Origin of the sequence: Streptomyces rubiginosohelvolus, assembly GCF_014649875.1 — a bacterium.
GTDB lineage: Bacteria > Actinomycetota > Actinomycetes > Streptomycetales > Streptomycetaceae > Streptomyces > Streptomyces rubiginosohelvolus.
In genome coordinates this window covers 94,143-107,679 of sequence record NZ_BMTW01000010.1, presented here as the reverse complement: position 1 = coordinate 107,679, position 13,537 = coordinate 94,143, and the positions used below count along the sequence as shown (strand labels likewise).

General features: G+C 71.8%; 11 protein-coding genes. 3 read left to right on the top strand and 8 right to left on the bottom strand.

Annotated features, from left to right (window positions below):
* Nucleotides 1–256: 256 nt before the first annotated feature.
* The 6 genes from whiA to IE134_RS22240 form a co-directional block, all read right to left on the bottom strand.
* Nucleotides 257–1,246: a DNA-binding protein WhiA gene (gene whiA / locus IE134_RS22265; protein WP_006123686.1), complete on the bottom strand. Its 990-nt coding sequence runs from the start codon at nt 1,244–1,246 to the stop codon at nt 257–259.
* On the bottom strand, nt 1,237–2,271 hold the full coding sequence (locus IE134_RS22260; protein ID WP_006123687.1) for a gluconeogenesis factor YvcK family protein: 1,035 nt from the start codon (nt 2,269–2,271) through the stop codon (nt 1,237–1,239). Before IE134_RS22260 ends, whiA begins: the two co-directional genes overlap by 10 nt.
* Nucleotides 2,268–3,227: an RNase adapter RapZ gene (gene rapZ / locus IE134_RS22255; RefSeq protein WP_078614390.1), complete on the bottom strand. Its 960-nt coding sequence runs from the start codon at nt 3,225–3,227 to the stop codon at nt 2,268–2,270. Before rapZ ends, IE134_RS22260 begins: the two co-directional genes overlap by 4 nt.
* Nucleotides 3,224–5,281: an excinuclease ABC subunit UvrC gene (uvrC, locus tag IE134_RS22250; protein ID WP_098019765.1), complete on the bottom strand. Its 2,058-nt coding sequence runs from the start codon at nt 5,279–5,281 to the stop codon at nt 3,224–3,226. The genes rapZ and uvrC overlap by 4 nt, the downstream gene beginning before the upstream one ends.
* A gap of 132 nt (nt 5,282–5,413) precedes the next feature.
* Nucleotides 5,414–6,364 (bottom strand): hypothetical protein, encoded by a 951-nt coding sequence (locus tag IE134_RS22245; RefSeq protein WP_189431503.1) that lies wholly within the window; start codon nt 6,362–6,364, stop codon nt 5,414–5,416.
* A 4-nt stretch (nt 6,365–6,368) separates the two neighbouring features.
* Complete coding sequence (locus IE134_RS22240; protein ID WP_030713288.1) at nt 6,369–7,004, bottom strand: papain-like cysteine protease family protein; 636 nt, start codon at nt 7,002–7,004, stop codon at nt 6,369–6,371.
* 228 nt (nt 7,005–7,232) lie between these two features.
* On the opposite strand from IE134_RS22240, the gene IE134_RS22235 reads away from it, so the two are divergent.
* The gene (locus tag IE134_RS22235; protein ID WP_030713285.1) at nt 7,233–8,165 is read left to right on the top strand and encodes a hypothetical protein; all 933 of its coding nucleotides are present in this window, start codon (nt 7,233–7,235) and stop codon (nt 8,163–8,165) included.
* 54 nt (nt 8,166–8,219) lie between these two features.
* Here the strand turns inward: IE134_RS22235 and IE134_RS22230 are convergent, their stop codons facing one another.
* Both IE134_RS22230 and uvrA read right to left on the bottom strand, forming a co-directional pair.
* Nucleotides 8,220–8,648 (bottom strand): Rieske (2Fe-2S) protein, encoded by a 429-nt coding sequence (locus IE134_RS22230; protein WP_030713282.1) that lies wholly within the window; start codon nt 8,646–8,648, stop codon nt 8,220–8,222.
* 295 nt (nt 8,649–8,943) lie between these two features.
* The gene (gene uvrA / locus IE134_RS22225) at nt 8,944–11,994 is read right to left on the bottom strand and encodes an excinuclease ABC subunit UvrA (RefSeq protein WP_030713279.1); all 3,051 of its coding nucleotides are present in this window, start codon (nt 11,992–11,994) and stop codon (nt 8,944–8,946) included.
* A 175-nt stretch (nt 11,995–12,169) separates the two neighbouring features.
* Here uvrA and IE134_RS22220 point away from each other — a divergent pair, with 175 nt between their 5' ends.
* Nucleotides 12,170–12,859, top strand: coding sequence for a maleylpyruvate isomerase family mycothiol-dependent enzyme (locus tag IE134_RS22220; protein ID WP_030713276.1), 690 nt, complete (start codon nt 12,170–12,172; stop codon nt 12,857–12,859).
* A gap of 10 nt (nt 12,860–12,869) precedes the next feature.
* Nucleotides 12,870–13,526 (top strand): MBL fold metallo-hydrolase, encoded by a 657-nt coding sequence (locus IE134_RS22215; RefSeq protein ID WP_030713273.1) that lies wholly within the window; start codon nt 12,870–12,872, stop codon nt 13,524–13,526.
* The last annotated feature ends 11 nt before the right edge of the window (nt 13,527–13,537 follow it).

Sequence of the window (13,537 nt, the reverse complement as noted above, 5' to 3'; positions counted from 1 at the left end):
GATCTCCTCGTTAGGTACGCCGGTTTTCGACGCCGGCGAGTTGTATAGGGATGTCCCCGACCGCTTCCGACCCTACCTCTCCGAGGGCCGGGGAGTGACATCGAGAGGGGCACTGTGCGCCACCGGAAACGGCCGGAGGCCCGTACTCGCCAGTAGGAGTACGGACCTCCGTTTCGCCTGCCGGGACGTGGGTCCCGCCGGCCCGGGACCGAGGTCCCGGTGGGTTCGGGACCAACGTCCCCCGCTCGCGGCCGAGTCAGCCGACCAGGCCGTCGGCGAGCTCCTCGCTGAGGGTCGCCTCGGTCCCCGGGATGCCCAGGTCCTGGGCCCGCTTGTCGGCCATCGCGAGCAGCCGGCGGATCCGGCCGGCCACCGCGTCCTTGGTCAGCGGCGGGTCGGCGAGCGCGCCCAGCTCCTCCAGGGAGGCCTGCTTGTGCTCCATGCGCAGCCGTCCCGCGGCGGCGAGGTGCTCGGGGACCTCCTCGCCGAGGATCTCCAGCGCGCGCCCCACCCGGGCCCCGGCGGCGACCGCGGCGCGGGCCGAGCGGCGCAGGTTCGCGTCGTCGAAGTTGGCGAGCCGGTTGGCCGTGGCGCGGACCTCGCGCCGCATCCGCCGCTCCTCCCAGGCGAGCACCGCGTCGTGCGCGCCGAGCCGGGTGAGCAGGGCGCCGATCGCGTCGCCGTCGCGGACGACGACGCGGTCCACGCCGCGCACCTCGCGGGCCTTGGCGGCGATGGAGAGCCGGCGGGCCGCGCCGACCAGGGCGAGGGCCGCCTCGGGGCCCGGGCAGGTGACCTCCAGGGAGGAGGAGCGGCCGGGCTCGGTGAGCGAGCCGTGGGCGAGGAAGGCGCCGCGCCAGGCCGCCTCGGCGTCGCAGGTGGCCCCCGAGACCACCTGCGGGGGCAGCCCGCGGATCGGCCGGCCGCGGCCGTCGACCAGACCGGTCTGGCGGGCCAGCTGGTCGCCGCCCGCCACCACGCGTACGACGTAGCGCGAGCCGCGCCGCAGTCCGCCGGGGGCCATCACGATCAGCTCCGAGCTGTGCCCGAAGATCTCCAGGATGTCGCGCTTGAGGCGGCGGGCGGCGTTGCCGGTGTCCAGCTCCGCCTCGATCACAATCCGGCCGCTCACCAGGTGCAGCCCGCCCGCGAACCGAAGAATCGCCGAGACCTCTGCTTTCCTGCAGCAGGTCCGGGTGACGGGAAGATGAGAGATTTCGTTCTTCACCGCTGGCGTCATCGCCATGGGCCGATCCTTCCATGCATCCGAAAAATACGGTCGTACGCGGCGGCCAACAGCTCCTGATCATGGACCGGAACGCCGTCGGGCGATGCCACCGGCGCCAGCTCGACCGCGGCTCCGAGCCGCTGGGCGGCGTCGGCGAGGGACTCACGGTCGGGCACGGCGGCCTCGTCGGCCAGCACCACGTCCAAGGCGAGTTTAGGGGCGTGTCGCCCCAAAACCTCCAAATGACGCTGCGGTGAGAAGCCTTCTGTTTCGCCGGGCTGGGGTGCGAGGTTCAGCGAGAGGACCTTGCGGGCCTTCGTGGTGACCAGGGCGTCGAGCAGCTCCGGCACGAGGAGGTGCGGGATCACCGAGGAGAACCAGGAGCCGGGGCCGAGAACCACCCAGTCGGCGTCCAGGACCGCCGCGACGGCCTCCGGGACGGCCGGCGGGTCGGGCGGGACCACGTGCACGGACTGCACCTCGCCGGGCGTGAGCGCCACCGTGGCCTGGCCGCGCACGGTGACGATCGCGTCGGGCAGGTCGGGGTCGTGGCCCTTGACCAGCGCCTGGAGCTCCAGCGGGACTGCCGACATCGGCAGCACCCGGCCGTGCGCGCCGAGCAGCTTGCCGACCAGGTCGAGCGCCTGGACGTGGTCGCCGAGCTGCTCCCAGAGGGCGACGATCAGCAGATTGCCGACCGCGTGCCCGTGCAGGTCGCCCTTGGACTCGAACCGGTGCTGGACCACCTGGGACCAGGTGCGGCCCCAGTCGTCGTCGCCGCACAGCGCGGCGAGCGCCTTGCGGAGGTCGCCGGGCGGCAGCACGCCCAGCTCCTCGCGCAGCCGGCCGCTGGAGCCGCCGTCGTCGGCGACGGTGACCACGGCCGTGAGATCGCCGGTGATCCGGCGCAGCGCCGTCAGGGACGCCGAGAGGCCCATGCCGCCGCCGAGCGCGACGACCTTGGGCTGAGCACCGCGCTTGCGGCCCGAGAGCGCCGATGTGGCGCGGCTCAGGCGCCGCATCCGCAGATTGCGTCCGGTCACTCTCGCCCCATGTCGCGGTGCACGAGGACGGTCTCGATGCCTTCGGCGGCGAGGCGGGCGGAGAGCTTCTCGGACATGGCGACGGAGCGGTGCTTGCCCCCGGTGCAGCCCACGGCGATGGTCACGTACCGCTTGCCCTCGCGGCGGTAGCCCGCGGCGATCAGCTGGAGCAGCTCGGTGTACTGGTTGAGGAACTCCTTGGCGCCCGGCTGGTCGAAGACGTAGTCGGACACCTCCTCGTTGACGCCGGTGAAGGGGCGCAGCTCGGGAACCCAGTGCGGGTTGGGCAGGAAGCGGCAGTCGACGACGAGGTCGGCGTCGACGGGCAGGCCGTACTTGTAGCCGAAGGACATCACCGTGGCCCGCAGCTCCGGCTCCGACTCGCCCGCGAACTGGGCGTCCATCTTGGCCCGCAGCTCGTGCACGTTGAGGCTGGAGGTGTCGATGACCAGGTCGGCGTCGCCGCGCAGCTCGCGCAGCAGGTCGCGCTCGGCCGCGATGCCGTCGACGATGCGCCCGTCGCCCTGGAGGGGGTGCGGGCGGCGGACGGACTCGAAGCGGCGCACGAGGGCGTCGTCGGAGGACTCCAGGAAGACGATCCGCCGGGTGACGTGCTTGGCCTCCAGGTCCGCGAGGGACTCGCGGAGGTTGTCGAAGAAGCGCCGGCCGCGTACGTCGACGACGACGGCGATCCGGGCGACGTTGCCCTGGGAGCGGGCGCCGAGCTCGACCATGGTGGGGATCAGCGCGGGCGGCAGGTTGTCGACGACGAACCAGCCGAGGTCCTCCAGACACTTGGCGGCGGTGCTGCGGCCGGCGCCGGACATCCCGGAGATGATCACCAGCTCGGGGATGGCCGCGTCACCCGTCTCGTTCGGGGTGTTCGTACTCACGTCTGCTGCTCCGTCTGCTCGGTCTGCGGTGTGCTGTGCGGTCTCGTGGCTGTTCTCGGTCATGAGCTGCCCCCGTCGTCCTCTTCAATGATCTCTCCTGTGGCCGTGTTCACGGCAGGTGCCGCGGGAGCGGTCGAGGCGAGGGCGGCGGCCACCGATTCCGCCGTCCTTCGCCCTATCCCGGGGACCTCGCAGATCTCGTCGATTGTCGCCTGCCGGAGCTTCTTCACCGAGCCGAAATGCTTGATCAGTGCCTGCTTCCGGGTCTCGCCGAGGCCGGACACGTCGTCGAGGGGGCTGGTGCGGATGCGCTTGGCGCGTTTGGCCCGCTGATAGGTGATGGCGAAGCGGTGCGCCTCGTCCCGGACGCGCTGGAGGAGGTAGAGGCCCTCGCTGGAGCGGGGCAGGACCACGGGATCGTCGTCGTCGGGGAGCCAGACCTCTTCGAGGCGCTTGGCGAGGCCGCAGACGGCGATGTCGTCGATGCCCAGCTCGTCCAGGGCGCGCCGGGCGGCGGCGACCTGGGGCTGCCCGCCGTCGACGACGACGAGCTGCGGCGGGTAGGCGAACCGCTTGGGGCGGCCGTCGTCCTCCCGCGGCTCGGCGTCCTCGGCGGTCGGGCCTACGGCGGGGACGGGGCCGGTGGGGGCGGGGCCGGTAGCTGCGGGCCCGTCGGCCGGGGTGTCCCCGGTCTGCTCCTCCCACTCCCCCGTGCGCTCCTTCTCCTGGAGGTAGCGCTTGAAGCGGCGGCCGATCACCTCGTGCATCGAGCGGACGTCGTCCTGGCCCTCGAAGCCCTTGATCTGGAAGCGGCGGTACTCGCTCTTGCGGGCGAGGCCGTCCTCGAAGACCACCATGGAGGCCACCACGTCGTCGCCCTGCAGGTGGGAGATGTCGTAGCACTCGATGCGCAGCGGGGCGGTGTCGAGACCCAGCGCCTCGGCGATCTCCTCCAGGGCGCGGGAGCGGGTGGTCAGGTCGGAGGCGCGCTTGGTCTTGTGCAGCCCGAGGGCCTGCTGGGCGTTGCGCTGGACCGTGGCCATGAGGTCCTTCTTGTCGCCGCGCTGCGGGATGCGCAGGCTGACCTGGGAGCCCCGGCGCTCGGCGAGCCACTGGGAGACCGCTTCGGTGTCCTCGGGCAGGGCGGGGACCAGGACCTCCTTGGGGACGGCGTCGCCGCGCTCCTCCCCGTACAGCTGCTGGAGGGCATGCTCGACGAGGCCGGAGGTGTCGACCGCCTCGACCTTGTCGGTGACCCAGCCGCGCTGGCCGCGCACCCGGCCGCCGCGTACGTGGAAGATCTGGAGGGCGGCCTCCAGCTCGTCCTCGGCGACGGCGATCAGGTCGGCGTCGGTGGCGTCGGCCAGGACGACCGCGCTCTTCTCCATGGCCCGCTTGAGGGCCTCGGCGTCGTCGCGGAGGCGGGCGGCCCGCTCGTACTCCATCTCCTCGGCCGCCTGCATCATGTCCTTCTCCAGGCGGCGGATGTAGGTGCCGGTGCGCCCCGCCATGAAGTCGCAGAAGTCCTGGGCCAGCTCGCGGTGTTCCTCGGGGGTGACCCGTCCGACGCAGGGGGCGGAGCACTTGCCGATGTAGCCCAGCAGGCAGGGGCGGCCGGTGCGGGCGGCGTTCTTGAAGACCCCGGCGGAGCAGGTGCGGACGGGGAAGACGCGGAGCATCAGGTCGACCGTCTCGCGGATCGCCCAGGCGTGGCCGTACGGACCGAAGTAGCGCACGCCCTTCTTCTTGGCGCCGCGCATGACCTGGACGCGGGGGAACTCCTCGTTGAGCGTGACCGCGAGGTAGGGATAGCTCTTGTCGTCCCGGTACTTGACGTTGAACCGGGGGTCGAACTCCTTGATCCAGGAGTACTCCAGCTGGAGCGCCTCGACCTCGGTGGAGACGACCGTCCACTCGACGGACGCGGCGGTGGTGACCATCGTGCGCGTACGCGGGTGGAGGCCCGCCAGGTCCTGGAAGTAGTTGGCCACGCGCTGGCGCAGGTTCTTGGCCTTCCCGACGTAGATCACCCGGCGGTGCTCGTCGCGGAACTTGTAGACCCCCGGGGAGTCGGGGATCTGTCCCGGCTTGGGGCGGTAGCTGGAGGGGTCTGCCATGTCTCACACCCTACTTGCGGGCAGTGACAGTGCGTCGTCCTCAAGTATGGCCGGGGGCGGTGCCGCGCTCCGGAGTGCCGTGGGGTGTTCCGCACCCCGGAGCGCGGGCCTGTAGGCCGCTGAAGTCGCCGCTCAGGCGTCCGTGGCCGGGGATCGCCCGGTACGGCTCCGGCGGCGCAGCGCGGCGGCCCCGCACAGGACCAGGGCGAGCAGCGCCCCGACCCCGGCGGTGGTGGAGACCGCGGTCAGGGCCGTGTCGGGGCCCTGGGCCGCGCCGGCCAGTGCGGGGCTTCCGCCGCGGTCCGCCGCCGGGCCCGAGACAGGGCCGGGGGCGGGAGCGGGTCCGGTGGCCGGTCCGCCGGCCGCGTCGGGGCCGTAGCCGCCCGCCTTGCCGGAGCGGGCGTATCCCGAGCCGGGCAGCTTGTCGCCGTACGCCTCCTTCACCCGGGCCCGGTAGGCGTCGAGCGTGGCGCCCTTCGCTCCGACGGCGGCCTTCGCGTCCTGGTCGAGCGGGAGCACCCGGGAGCCGTCGTGGACGTACCAGGCGTCGATCTGCGGTTCGCGGAAGACGGTGCCGCCGGGGAGCGCTCGGGCCCCCTGGGCGACGTAACGGGCCTCGTCGTCGCCCGTGGCGATGTTCACCACCTGCCAGTCACCGCTGCCGCCCGCCCCGGGGAGGGTCCACAGGGAGGCCCTCTGGCCGTCGGAGGAGACGGCGGTGCTGGCGAGGTAGTCCAGGGTGCTCGGGGCGGCCCCGGGCTCTCCGGCGACGAAGGCGGCCGAGAGCGTACGTACGGGCACGGCCTCGCCCTCGATCCTCGGTGCGCTCGCCTTCCTGCTCACCGCGCCCTCCCGGGCGAAGAACCGGGACAGGGTGTCCAGAGTCTCCGGCTCGGCCGCGGCCTCGTGGGCGGCTTCGAGGGTCGACGCGGTCAGCTTCGGCGGGGCGGCGGGGCCGCTGTCGGCGAGGGCGGGAGCGGCGGCGGTGAACAGGGCGGCACCGGTGAGGGCGGTGGCTACGGCGATACGCCGGGTGGCGGCCGCGTTCCGCGTGGTGGCTGTGCGCCGGGTGGTGGAGTTCATGTCCTCACGCCCCGATCCGGTAGAGCGAGTGGGTCCAGGAGAACTCGTTGTTGTTCACGTACCAGGCGTGTGAGGCCCAGTTGTAGCGGTCGCTGGAGGGCCAGGGATCGCCCCAGTAGACCCAGCTGTTGGCGTCGTCGTACCCGTAGATGACATGCATGTGGCCGCCGCCGGACGACCACTGGATCCGGGTCTCGATGGGGCGCTGGGCGGATATCTCGGCCTGCACGGTCGGGTAGCGCAGCCAGCCGGTGACGTAACTGCCGGGCCTGACCCCGGCCCAGGACAGGCCGGTCTGGACATTGCCCAGGGTGGCCTGCGAGTTGGGGCACTGGGTGTTCTGGTTGCGGTTGAAGGCGGCGTTGCAGAACTGGTTCTGGGAGTAGTTCCGGCCGAACCAGGCGGCGATGGTGTTGCCGCCGGCCGCCCAGCACCAGTTGCTCTGCTGCTGCGCCTGCATGGTGATGTTGAGCCGCTGGGCGGCGGCGACGGTGGAGCCGGTCGTGGCGGGGGACTGGACGGCGGTGGCGGTGGCCGCGGGGACGGCGAGGAGGGCGGCGGCCAGAAGGGCTGTGAACGAGAGTTTTCCGCGCCTTCCGGACCTCAGGGACCGTCTGGGGCTGACTTTTCGGTTGCGCATGGCGTTCCTCCCGAAACGGGGGTGGGGATCGGAGGAGCGCGTCCGGACGCTGACGAAGAGCATCCGGCGTTGTCCGGAGCAGGTCAACACGCTTCAATGCGAGGTGACATCACGGTGTGAACGGCACGGCGTCCGTGTGAACGGCACCGCCCCGGTCACCTGCTCCCCCGCATCCCCCGGGGGTCGGTGTCGCCACTCCCCACGTGAACGTTCACCGGAGGCCCGCCCATGCGGCAGACCGAGACCGAGACCGAACTGGCGCAGGTTCTGCGGACCGGACCGTTCCATCTGGCGTTGCGCACGGCCCTGTCGGTGCGCGGGCTGCCGCTCCAGCGGGTGCAGCACCATCTGGCGCACCGGGGCGTCAAGCTCGGGGTGACCAGCCTCAGTTACTGGCAGCAGGGAGTGCGCCGCCCCCGGCGGGCCGAGTCGCTGCGGGCCGTGCAGGCGCTGGAGGAGGTGCTCGCGCTGCCGGACGACTCGCTGCTGCGGCTGCTGCGCGACGGCGACACCCCGGGCGAGGGGGACCGCCCGGCGGGACGCTCGTACCGGTCGCTGATGGAGGCGTCGGGCTCGGTGGAGCGGCTCCTCGCGGCGATGGAGTCACCCGTGGACGGCGGGCTGCACACGGTGGGCCACCAGGAGCGGGTACGGATCGGGGCGCGCCGGGAGCTGGCGGGCCGCACCTCCCGCCATGTGGTGCGCGCGCACCGGGACGGCGTGGACCGCTACCTCGCGGTGCACCGGGGCGACCCCGGCTGCGACCCGTCGCGGATCGCGGTGCGGGCCCTGGAGAACTGCCGGACGGGCCGGGTCCGCTGGGACGGTGTCGCGGGGGTGCTGGTGGCGGAGCTGCTGTTCGACACCCGGCTGCGGTCCGGCGAGACGTACCTCTTCGGTTACGGCTTCGACGACGGTACGGGTGGGGCGAGCGGTGAGTACGTGCGCGGCTTCACCTTCGGGGGCGGCCAGTACGTGCTCCAGGTCGGCTTCGACGAGGCCGCGCTCCCGGTGCGGTGCCGCCGGTTCGCCCAGGCGTCGGCGGGAGCGGCGCGCGGGGCCCGCGGGGACCTCACGCTGACCGGCCGGCACCGGACCGTGCACCTGGTGGAGGAGGGCGTACGGCCGGGGCTGATCGGGATCGACTGGGACTGGGAGTGAGGCACGGCCGGTGAGCCGACGAGGCAGCGCTCGTGGTTCAGGAGCGTCCGTGGTTCAGGCGTCGGGGCCCGCGACGAGGTTTCCGCCCTCGGCGGTGAGGGGGACGGCGGGCAGCGGCACGGTGGCCGGGCCCTCGATGACCTCGCCGGTGGTCGTGTCGAAGCGGCTGCCGTGGCAGGGGCAGTGGCCCTCGGTGCCCTCGATCTTGGTCAGGACGCAGCCGCCGTGGGTGCACTGGGCGCTGAACGCCTTGTACTCGCCCTTGGCCGGGCAGCTCACGACGAGGCGCGCTTCCCGGTAGAGCTTGGCGCCGCCGACCGGCACCTCGGAGGCCGCGCCGAGGGGAACGGGGGCGGTCGGCGTGGGGTTCTTGGCATGCCCGAGCTTGGACTCGGTCGAGCAGGCGGCCGCTCCCAGCCCGGCGGCACCGGCGAGCGCGGCGCCCTTCAGCACGGTACGGCGGGCGGCGGGCAGGCCGGGCATGCGGACTCCACGGGGTGTCGTTCGAGGCGGATCGCGGTGGATCACCGCGGTCGGGATCGCCGGACGGGCGCGGAGCGACGACGGCGGCCGCGTGTGCCGGTGACAGAACCGACGATACCGGCGGGGATCGGGAGCCTTGCGGGCGGGCCGGTCGAGAGGGGACGGCCGCGGGCGGGGCCGGCCGCCTGGGCGGTCCCGGCGGGACCGGTCCCGTCCCCGCCGAGGACGGCCGCCTACGCCGATGGCGGCGGCCCCCTCGTCCTGCGGGGGCCGCCGCCATCGGTGAGCCCGGCGTTCAGGCCTTGCGGGCCCGGGTCGTCTTCTTGGCGGCAGCGGCCTTCGTGCCGGTGGCCGTGGCCTTCGCCTTGGTCGCCGTGACCTTGGCCTTCGCCGTGGTGGCCGTGGCCTTCTTGGCGGCTGCCGTCTTCTTCGCCGGGGCGGTCTTGCGGGCGGCCGTCTTGCGGGGTGCCCTGCCCGAGGGCACCGCGGCCTCGGCGATCCGGTCCGCGTCCAGGATGCCCTGGAGGAACTTCCCGGTGTGGCTGGCGGGCACCGAGGCGACCTGCTCCGGTGTTCCCTCGGCGACGACCAGTCCGCCGCCGTTGCCGCCCTCGGGGCCCATGTCGACCACCCAGTCGGCGGTCTTGATGACATCGAGGTTGTGCTCGATGACGATCACCGAGTTGCCCTTGTCCACCAGGCCCGAGAGCACCGTGATCAGCTTGCTGATGTCCTCGAAGTGCAGACCGGTGGTCGGCTCGTCCAGGACGTAGACCGTGCGGCCGGTCGAGCGCTTCTGGAGCTCGCTCGCCAGCTTGACGCGCTGCGCCTCACCGCCGGAGAGGGTCGGCGCGGACTGGCCGAGCCGGACATAGCCGAGGCCCACGTCGTTGAGGGTGCGCAGATGGCGGGCGATCGCCGGGACGGCTTCGAAGAACTCCAGGCCCTCCTCGATCGGCATGTCCAGCACCTCGGCGATGGACTTGCCCTTGTAGTGGACCTCCAGGGTCTCCCGGTTGTAGCGCGCACCGTGGCAGACCTCGCACGGGACGTACACGTCGGGCAGGAAGTTCATCTCGATCTTGATCGTGCCGTCGCCGGAGCAGTTCTCGCAGCGGCCGCCCTTGACGTTGAAGGAGAAGCGGCCCGGCAGATAGCCGCGCACCTTCGCCTCCATCGTCTCGGCGAACAGCTTGCGGACGTGGTCGAAGACTCCGGTGTACGTCGCCGGGTTGGACCGGGGGGTCCGGCCGATCGGCGACTGGTCGACGTGCACCACCTTGTCGACGAGGTCGTCGCCGTCGACCCGGGTGTGGCGGCCGGGCACCGACTTGGCGCCGTTCAGCTCGCGGGCCAGGTGGGTGTAGAGGATGTCGTTGACCAGGGTCGACTTCCCGGACCCGGAGACGCCGGTGACGGCGGTGAGGACGCCGAGCGGGAAGGAGACGTCGATGTCCTGGAGGTTGTTCTCCCGGGCGCCGTGCACGGTGAGGCTGCGGGCAGGGTCGACCGGGCGGCGGATGTCCGGGGTCGGGATGGACCGCTTGCCGGACAGATACTGGCCGGTGATCGAGGCCTTGTTCCCCAGCAGCTCCTTCAGCGAGCCGGAGTGGACGACCTTGCCGCCGTGCTCACCGGCGCCGGGACCGATGTCCACGACCCAGTCGGCGACCTTGATGGTGTCCTCGTCGTGCTCGACGACGATGAGCGTGTTGCCCATGTCGCGCAGCCGGACCAGGGTCTCGATGAGCCGGTGGTTGTCGCGCTGGTGCAAGCCGATGGACGGCTCGTCGAGGACGTACAGCACGCCGACCAGGCCGGAGCCGATCTGGGTGGCCAGCCGGATGCGCTGGGCCTCGCCGCCGGACAGGGTGCCGGCCGCGCGGTTCAGCGACAGATAGTCGAGGCCTACGTCGACGAGGAACTTCAGCCGCTCGTTGACCTCCTTGAGCACCCGCTCGGCGATCTTCTTGTCGCGGGCGTTCAGCTTGAGGCGGCCGAGGAACTCGGCGCACTCGCTGATCGACATCGCGGCGACCTCGGCGATGGACTTCTCCATCACCGTCACCGCGAGGACGATCGGCTTGAGCCGGGTGCCCTCACAGGTCGGGCAGGGCACCTCGCGCATGTAGCCCTCGAAGCGCTCCCGGCTGGAGTCGCTCTCGGCCTCGGTGTGCCGCCGCTTGACGAACTGCACCGCGCCCTCGAAGGCGGGGGTGGTGTAGGCGCGCTCGCGCCCGTAACGGTTGCGGTAGCGGACCTCGGTCTGGATCTTGTGGCCGAAGAGCAGGGCCTTCTTGGCCCGCTGCGGCAGCCCGGCCCAGGGGATGTCCGTACGGAAGCCGAGGGCTTCGGAGAGCGCGCCGATCAGACGGCCGAAGTACTCCTTGGTGTGCCCGTGGGACCAGGGGTGGATGGCTCCCTCGTCGAGGGACTTCTCCTCGTCCGGGACGATCAGCTCCGGGTCGACCTCCATGCGCGTTCCGATGCCGGTGCAGTCCGGGCAGGCGCCGAAGGGCGAGTTGAAGGAGAAGGAGCGCGGCTCCAGCTCCTCGAAGGAGAGGTCGTCGTACGGGCAGTAGAGGTGCTCGGAATACATCCGCTCGCGCTCGGGGTCGTCCTCGGGGAGGTCGACGAAGTCGAGCACGACCATGCCGCCGGAGAGGCCGAGCGCGGTCTCGACCGAGTCGGTCAGCCGGCGCTTGGCGCTGTCCTTGACGGTGAGGCGGTCGACGACCACCTCGATGGTGTGCTTCTCCTGCTTCTTGAGCGTGGGCGGCTCGGCGAGCTGGATGGTCTCGCCGTCGACCCGGGCGCGGCTGTAGCCCTTGGTCTGGAGGTCGGCGAAGAGGTCGACGAACTCGCCCTTGCGCTCGCGCACCAGCGGCGAGAGGACCTGGAAGCGGCTGCCCTCGGGCAGACCGAGGACCTTGTCGACGATGGCCTGCGGCGACTGGCGGGAGATGGGCCGGTGGCACTCGGGGCAGTGCGGCTTGCCGATCCTGGCGAAGAGCAGCCGGAGGTAGTCGTAGACCTCCGTGATGGTGCCGACCGTCGAGCGCGGGTTGCGCGAGGTCGACTTCTGGTCGATGGAGACGGCCGGGGACAGACCTTCGATGAAGTCGACGTCCGGCTTGTCCATCTGGCCGAGGAACTGCCGGGCGTACGAGGAGAGGGACTCCACGTAACGGCGCTGCCCCTCGGCGAAGATCGTGTCGAACGCGAGGGACGACTTGCCCGACCCGGAGAGCCCGGTGAAGACGATGAGGGAGTCGCGGGGCAGGTCGAGCGAGACGTTCTTCAGGTTGTGCTCGCGCGCGCCACGGACGATGAGACGGTCGGCCACGCCGGTCCGCACCTTTCTAGAGAGAAGCGGGGGAACTGAGCCCCTCTCCCAGGGTATGGGGGGCGCCACAGCGGTGTCAGAGGCTTTCGACTCCGAGCGTATAGCACGCACATTCGATTTACGGCCGCCCTTCCCCTCCTTCACCCGAATGAGTGGCGGGGCTAGGCTCAGCCGCATGATTGATCATGCGCACGACCTGGGAGCTGTACGCGAAGCGACCGAACGGCTGCTCGACGCAGTCGGCAAACTGGACAACGCCGCTGTCGCCGAGCCGTCACGGTTGCCCGGCTGGAGTCGGGGCCATGTCCTGACCCACCTGTCACGTAACGCCGACGCGATCGGAAATGTTCTCCGGGGACTCCCGATGTACGCGAGCAGCGAAACCCGCGACGCCGACATCGCCGACGGCGCCCCCCGCCCGGTGGCCGAGCAACTGGCCGACCTGCGGGAGACCGCGGACGCCCTCCGGGCGGTCAGCGCCGAACCGGCCGACTGGTCGCGTACGGTCACCCTGCGCAACGGTGTGACGGACTCGGCGGCCCGGGTTCCCTTCCGGCGCTGGGTCGAGGTGGAGCTGCACCACGTCGACCTCGACATCGGCTACGAGCTGGAGGACCTGCCCGCCGAGTTCGTGGAGCGGGAGATCGCCTTCCTCGCCGATCGCTTCCTGGGCAACGAGAGCGTGCCCGCCACCGGGCTGACCGACCTCGACGGCCGCACCTGGAGCACGGGCGGCGGCCCGCCGAGCGCCCTGGTGACGGTGCAGGGGCCCGCCGCGGAGCTGCTGGGCTGGCTCTGCGGACGCCGTGACGGCTCCGCCCTGACGGTGGCCGGAGGCCCGTTGCCCACGCTGCCCCCGCTATAGGCTGAGCCGCATGACGTACAGCGGAGCGGTGAAGGTCGGCGGACCGGCGAGCGTGCACGAACTGACGGATCTGATGATCTCCAAGGTCGCCGTCGGCGCGATGAACAACAACGCGTACCTGCTGCGCTGCCGGGCCACCGGCGAGCAGTTGCTGATCGACGCGGCCGCCGAGCCGGAGACCCTGCTCGCGCTGATCGGTGACGACGGGATCGCCTCCGTCGTCACCACCCACCAGCACGGGGATCATTGGCAGGCACTGGCCCAGGTGACCGGGGCGACGGGCGCCCGGACGTTCGCGGGCCGCTACGACGCCGAGGGCATCCCCGTGCCGACCGACGTCCTGGTCGAGGACGGCGACACGATCACCGTCGGCCGGGTCGAGCTGACCGCCCGCCATCTGGTCGGCCACACCCCGGGCTCCATCGCCCTGGTCTACGACGACCCGCACGGCGCCCCGCACCTGTTCACCGGGGACTGCCTCTTCCCCGGCGGGGTCGGGAACACGCACCAGGACCCCGAGGCGTTCGCGAGCCTGCTGAACGACGTCGAGACGAAGCTGTTCGACCGGCTGCCCGACGAGACGTGGGTCTACCCGGGCCACGGTCACGACACGACGCTGGGCGCCGAGCGCCCCCAGCTGCCCGAGTGGCGCGCCCGCGGCTGGTAGCCCGCACGCGC

Coding starts and splice junctions, on each gene's coding strand:
- IE134_RS22230 (WP_030713282.1), bottom strand. CDS start 8,648: ATGCCCGGCCTGCCCGCCGCCCGCCGTACCGTGCTGAAGGGCGCCGCG.
- IE134_RS22245 (WP_189431503.1), bottom strand. CDS start 6,364: ATGAACTCCACCACCCGGCGCACAGCCACCACGCGGAACGCGGCCGCC.
- IE134_RS22240 (WP_030713288.1), bottom strand. CDS start 7,004: ATGCGCAACCGAAAAGTCAGCCCCAGACGGTCCCTGAGGTCCGGAAGG.
- uvrC (WP_098019765.1), bottom strand. CDS start 5,281: ATGGCAGACCCCTCCAGCTACCGCCCCAAGCCGGGACAGATCCCCGAC.
- IE134_RS22220 (WP_030713276.1), top strand. CDS start 12,170: ATGATTGATCATGCGCACGACCTGGGAGCTGTACGCGAAGCGACCGAA.
- whiA (WP_006123686.1), bottom strand. CDS start 1,246: ATGGCGATGACGCCAGCGGTGAAGAACGAAATCTCTCATCTTCCCGTC.
- rapZ (WP_078614390.1), bottom strand. CDS start 3,227: ATGACCGAGAACAGCCACGAGACCGCACAGCACACCGCAGACCGAGCA.
- IE134_RS22235 (WP_030713285.1), top strand. CDS start 7,233: ATGCGGCAGACCGAGACCGAGACCGAACTGGCGCAGGTTCTGCGGACC.
- IE134_RS22215 (WP_030713273.1), top strand. CDS start 12,870: ATGACGTACAGCGGAGCGGTGAAGGTCGGCGGACCGGCGAGCGTGCAC.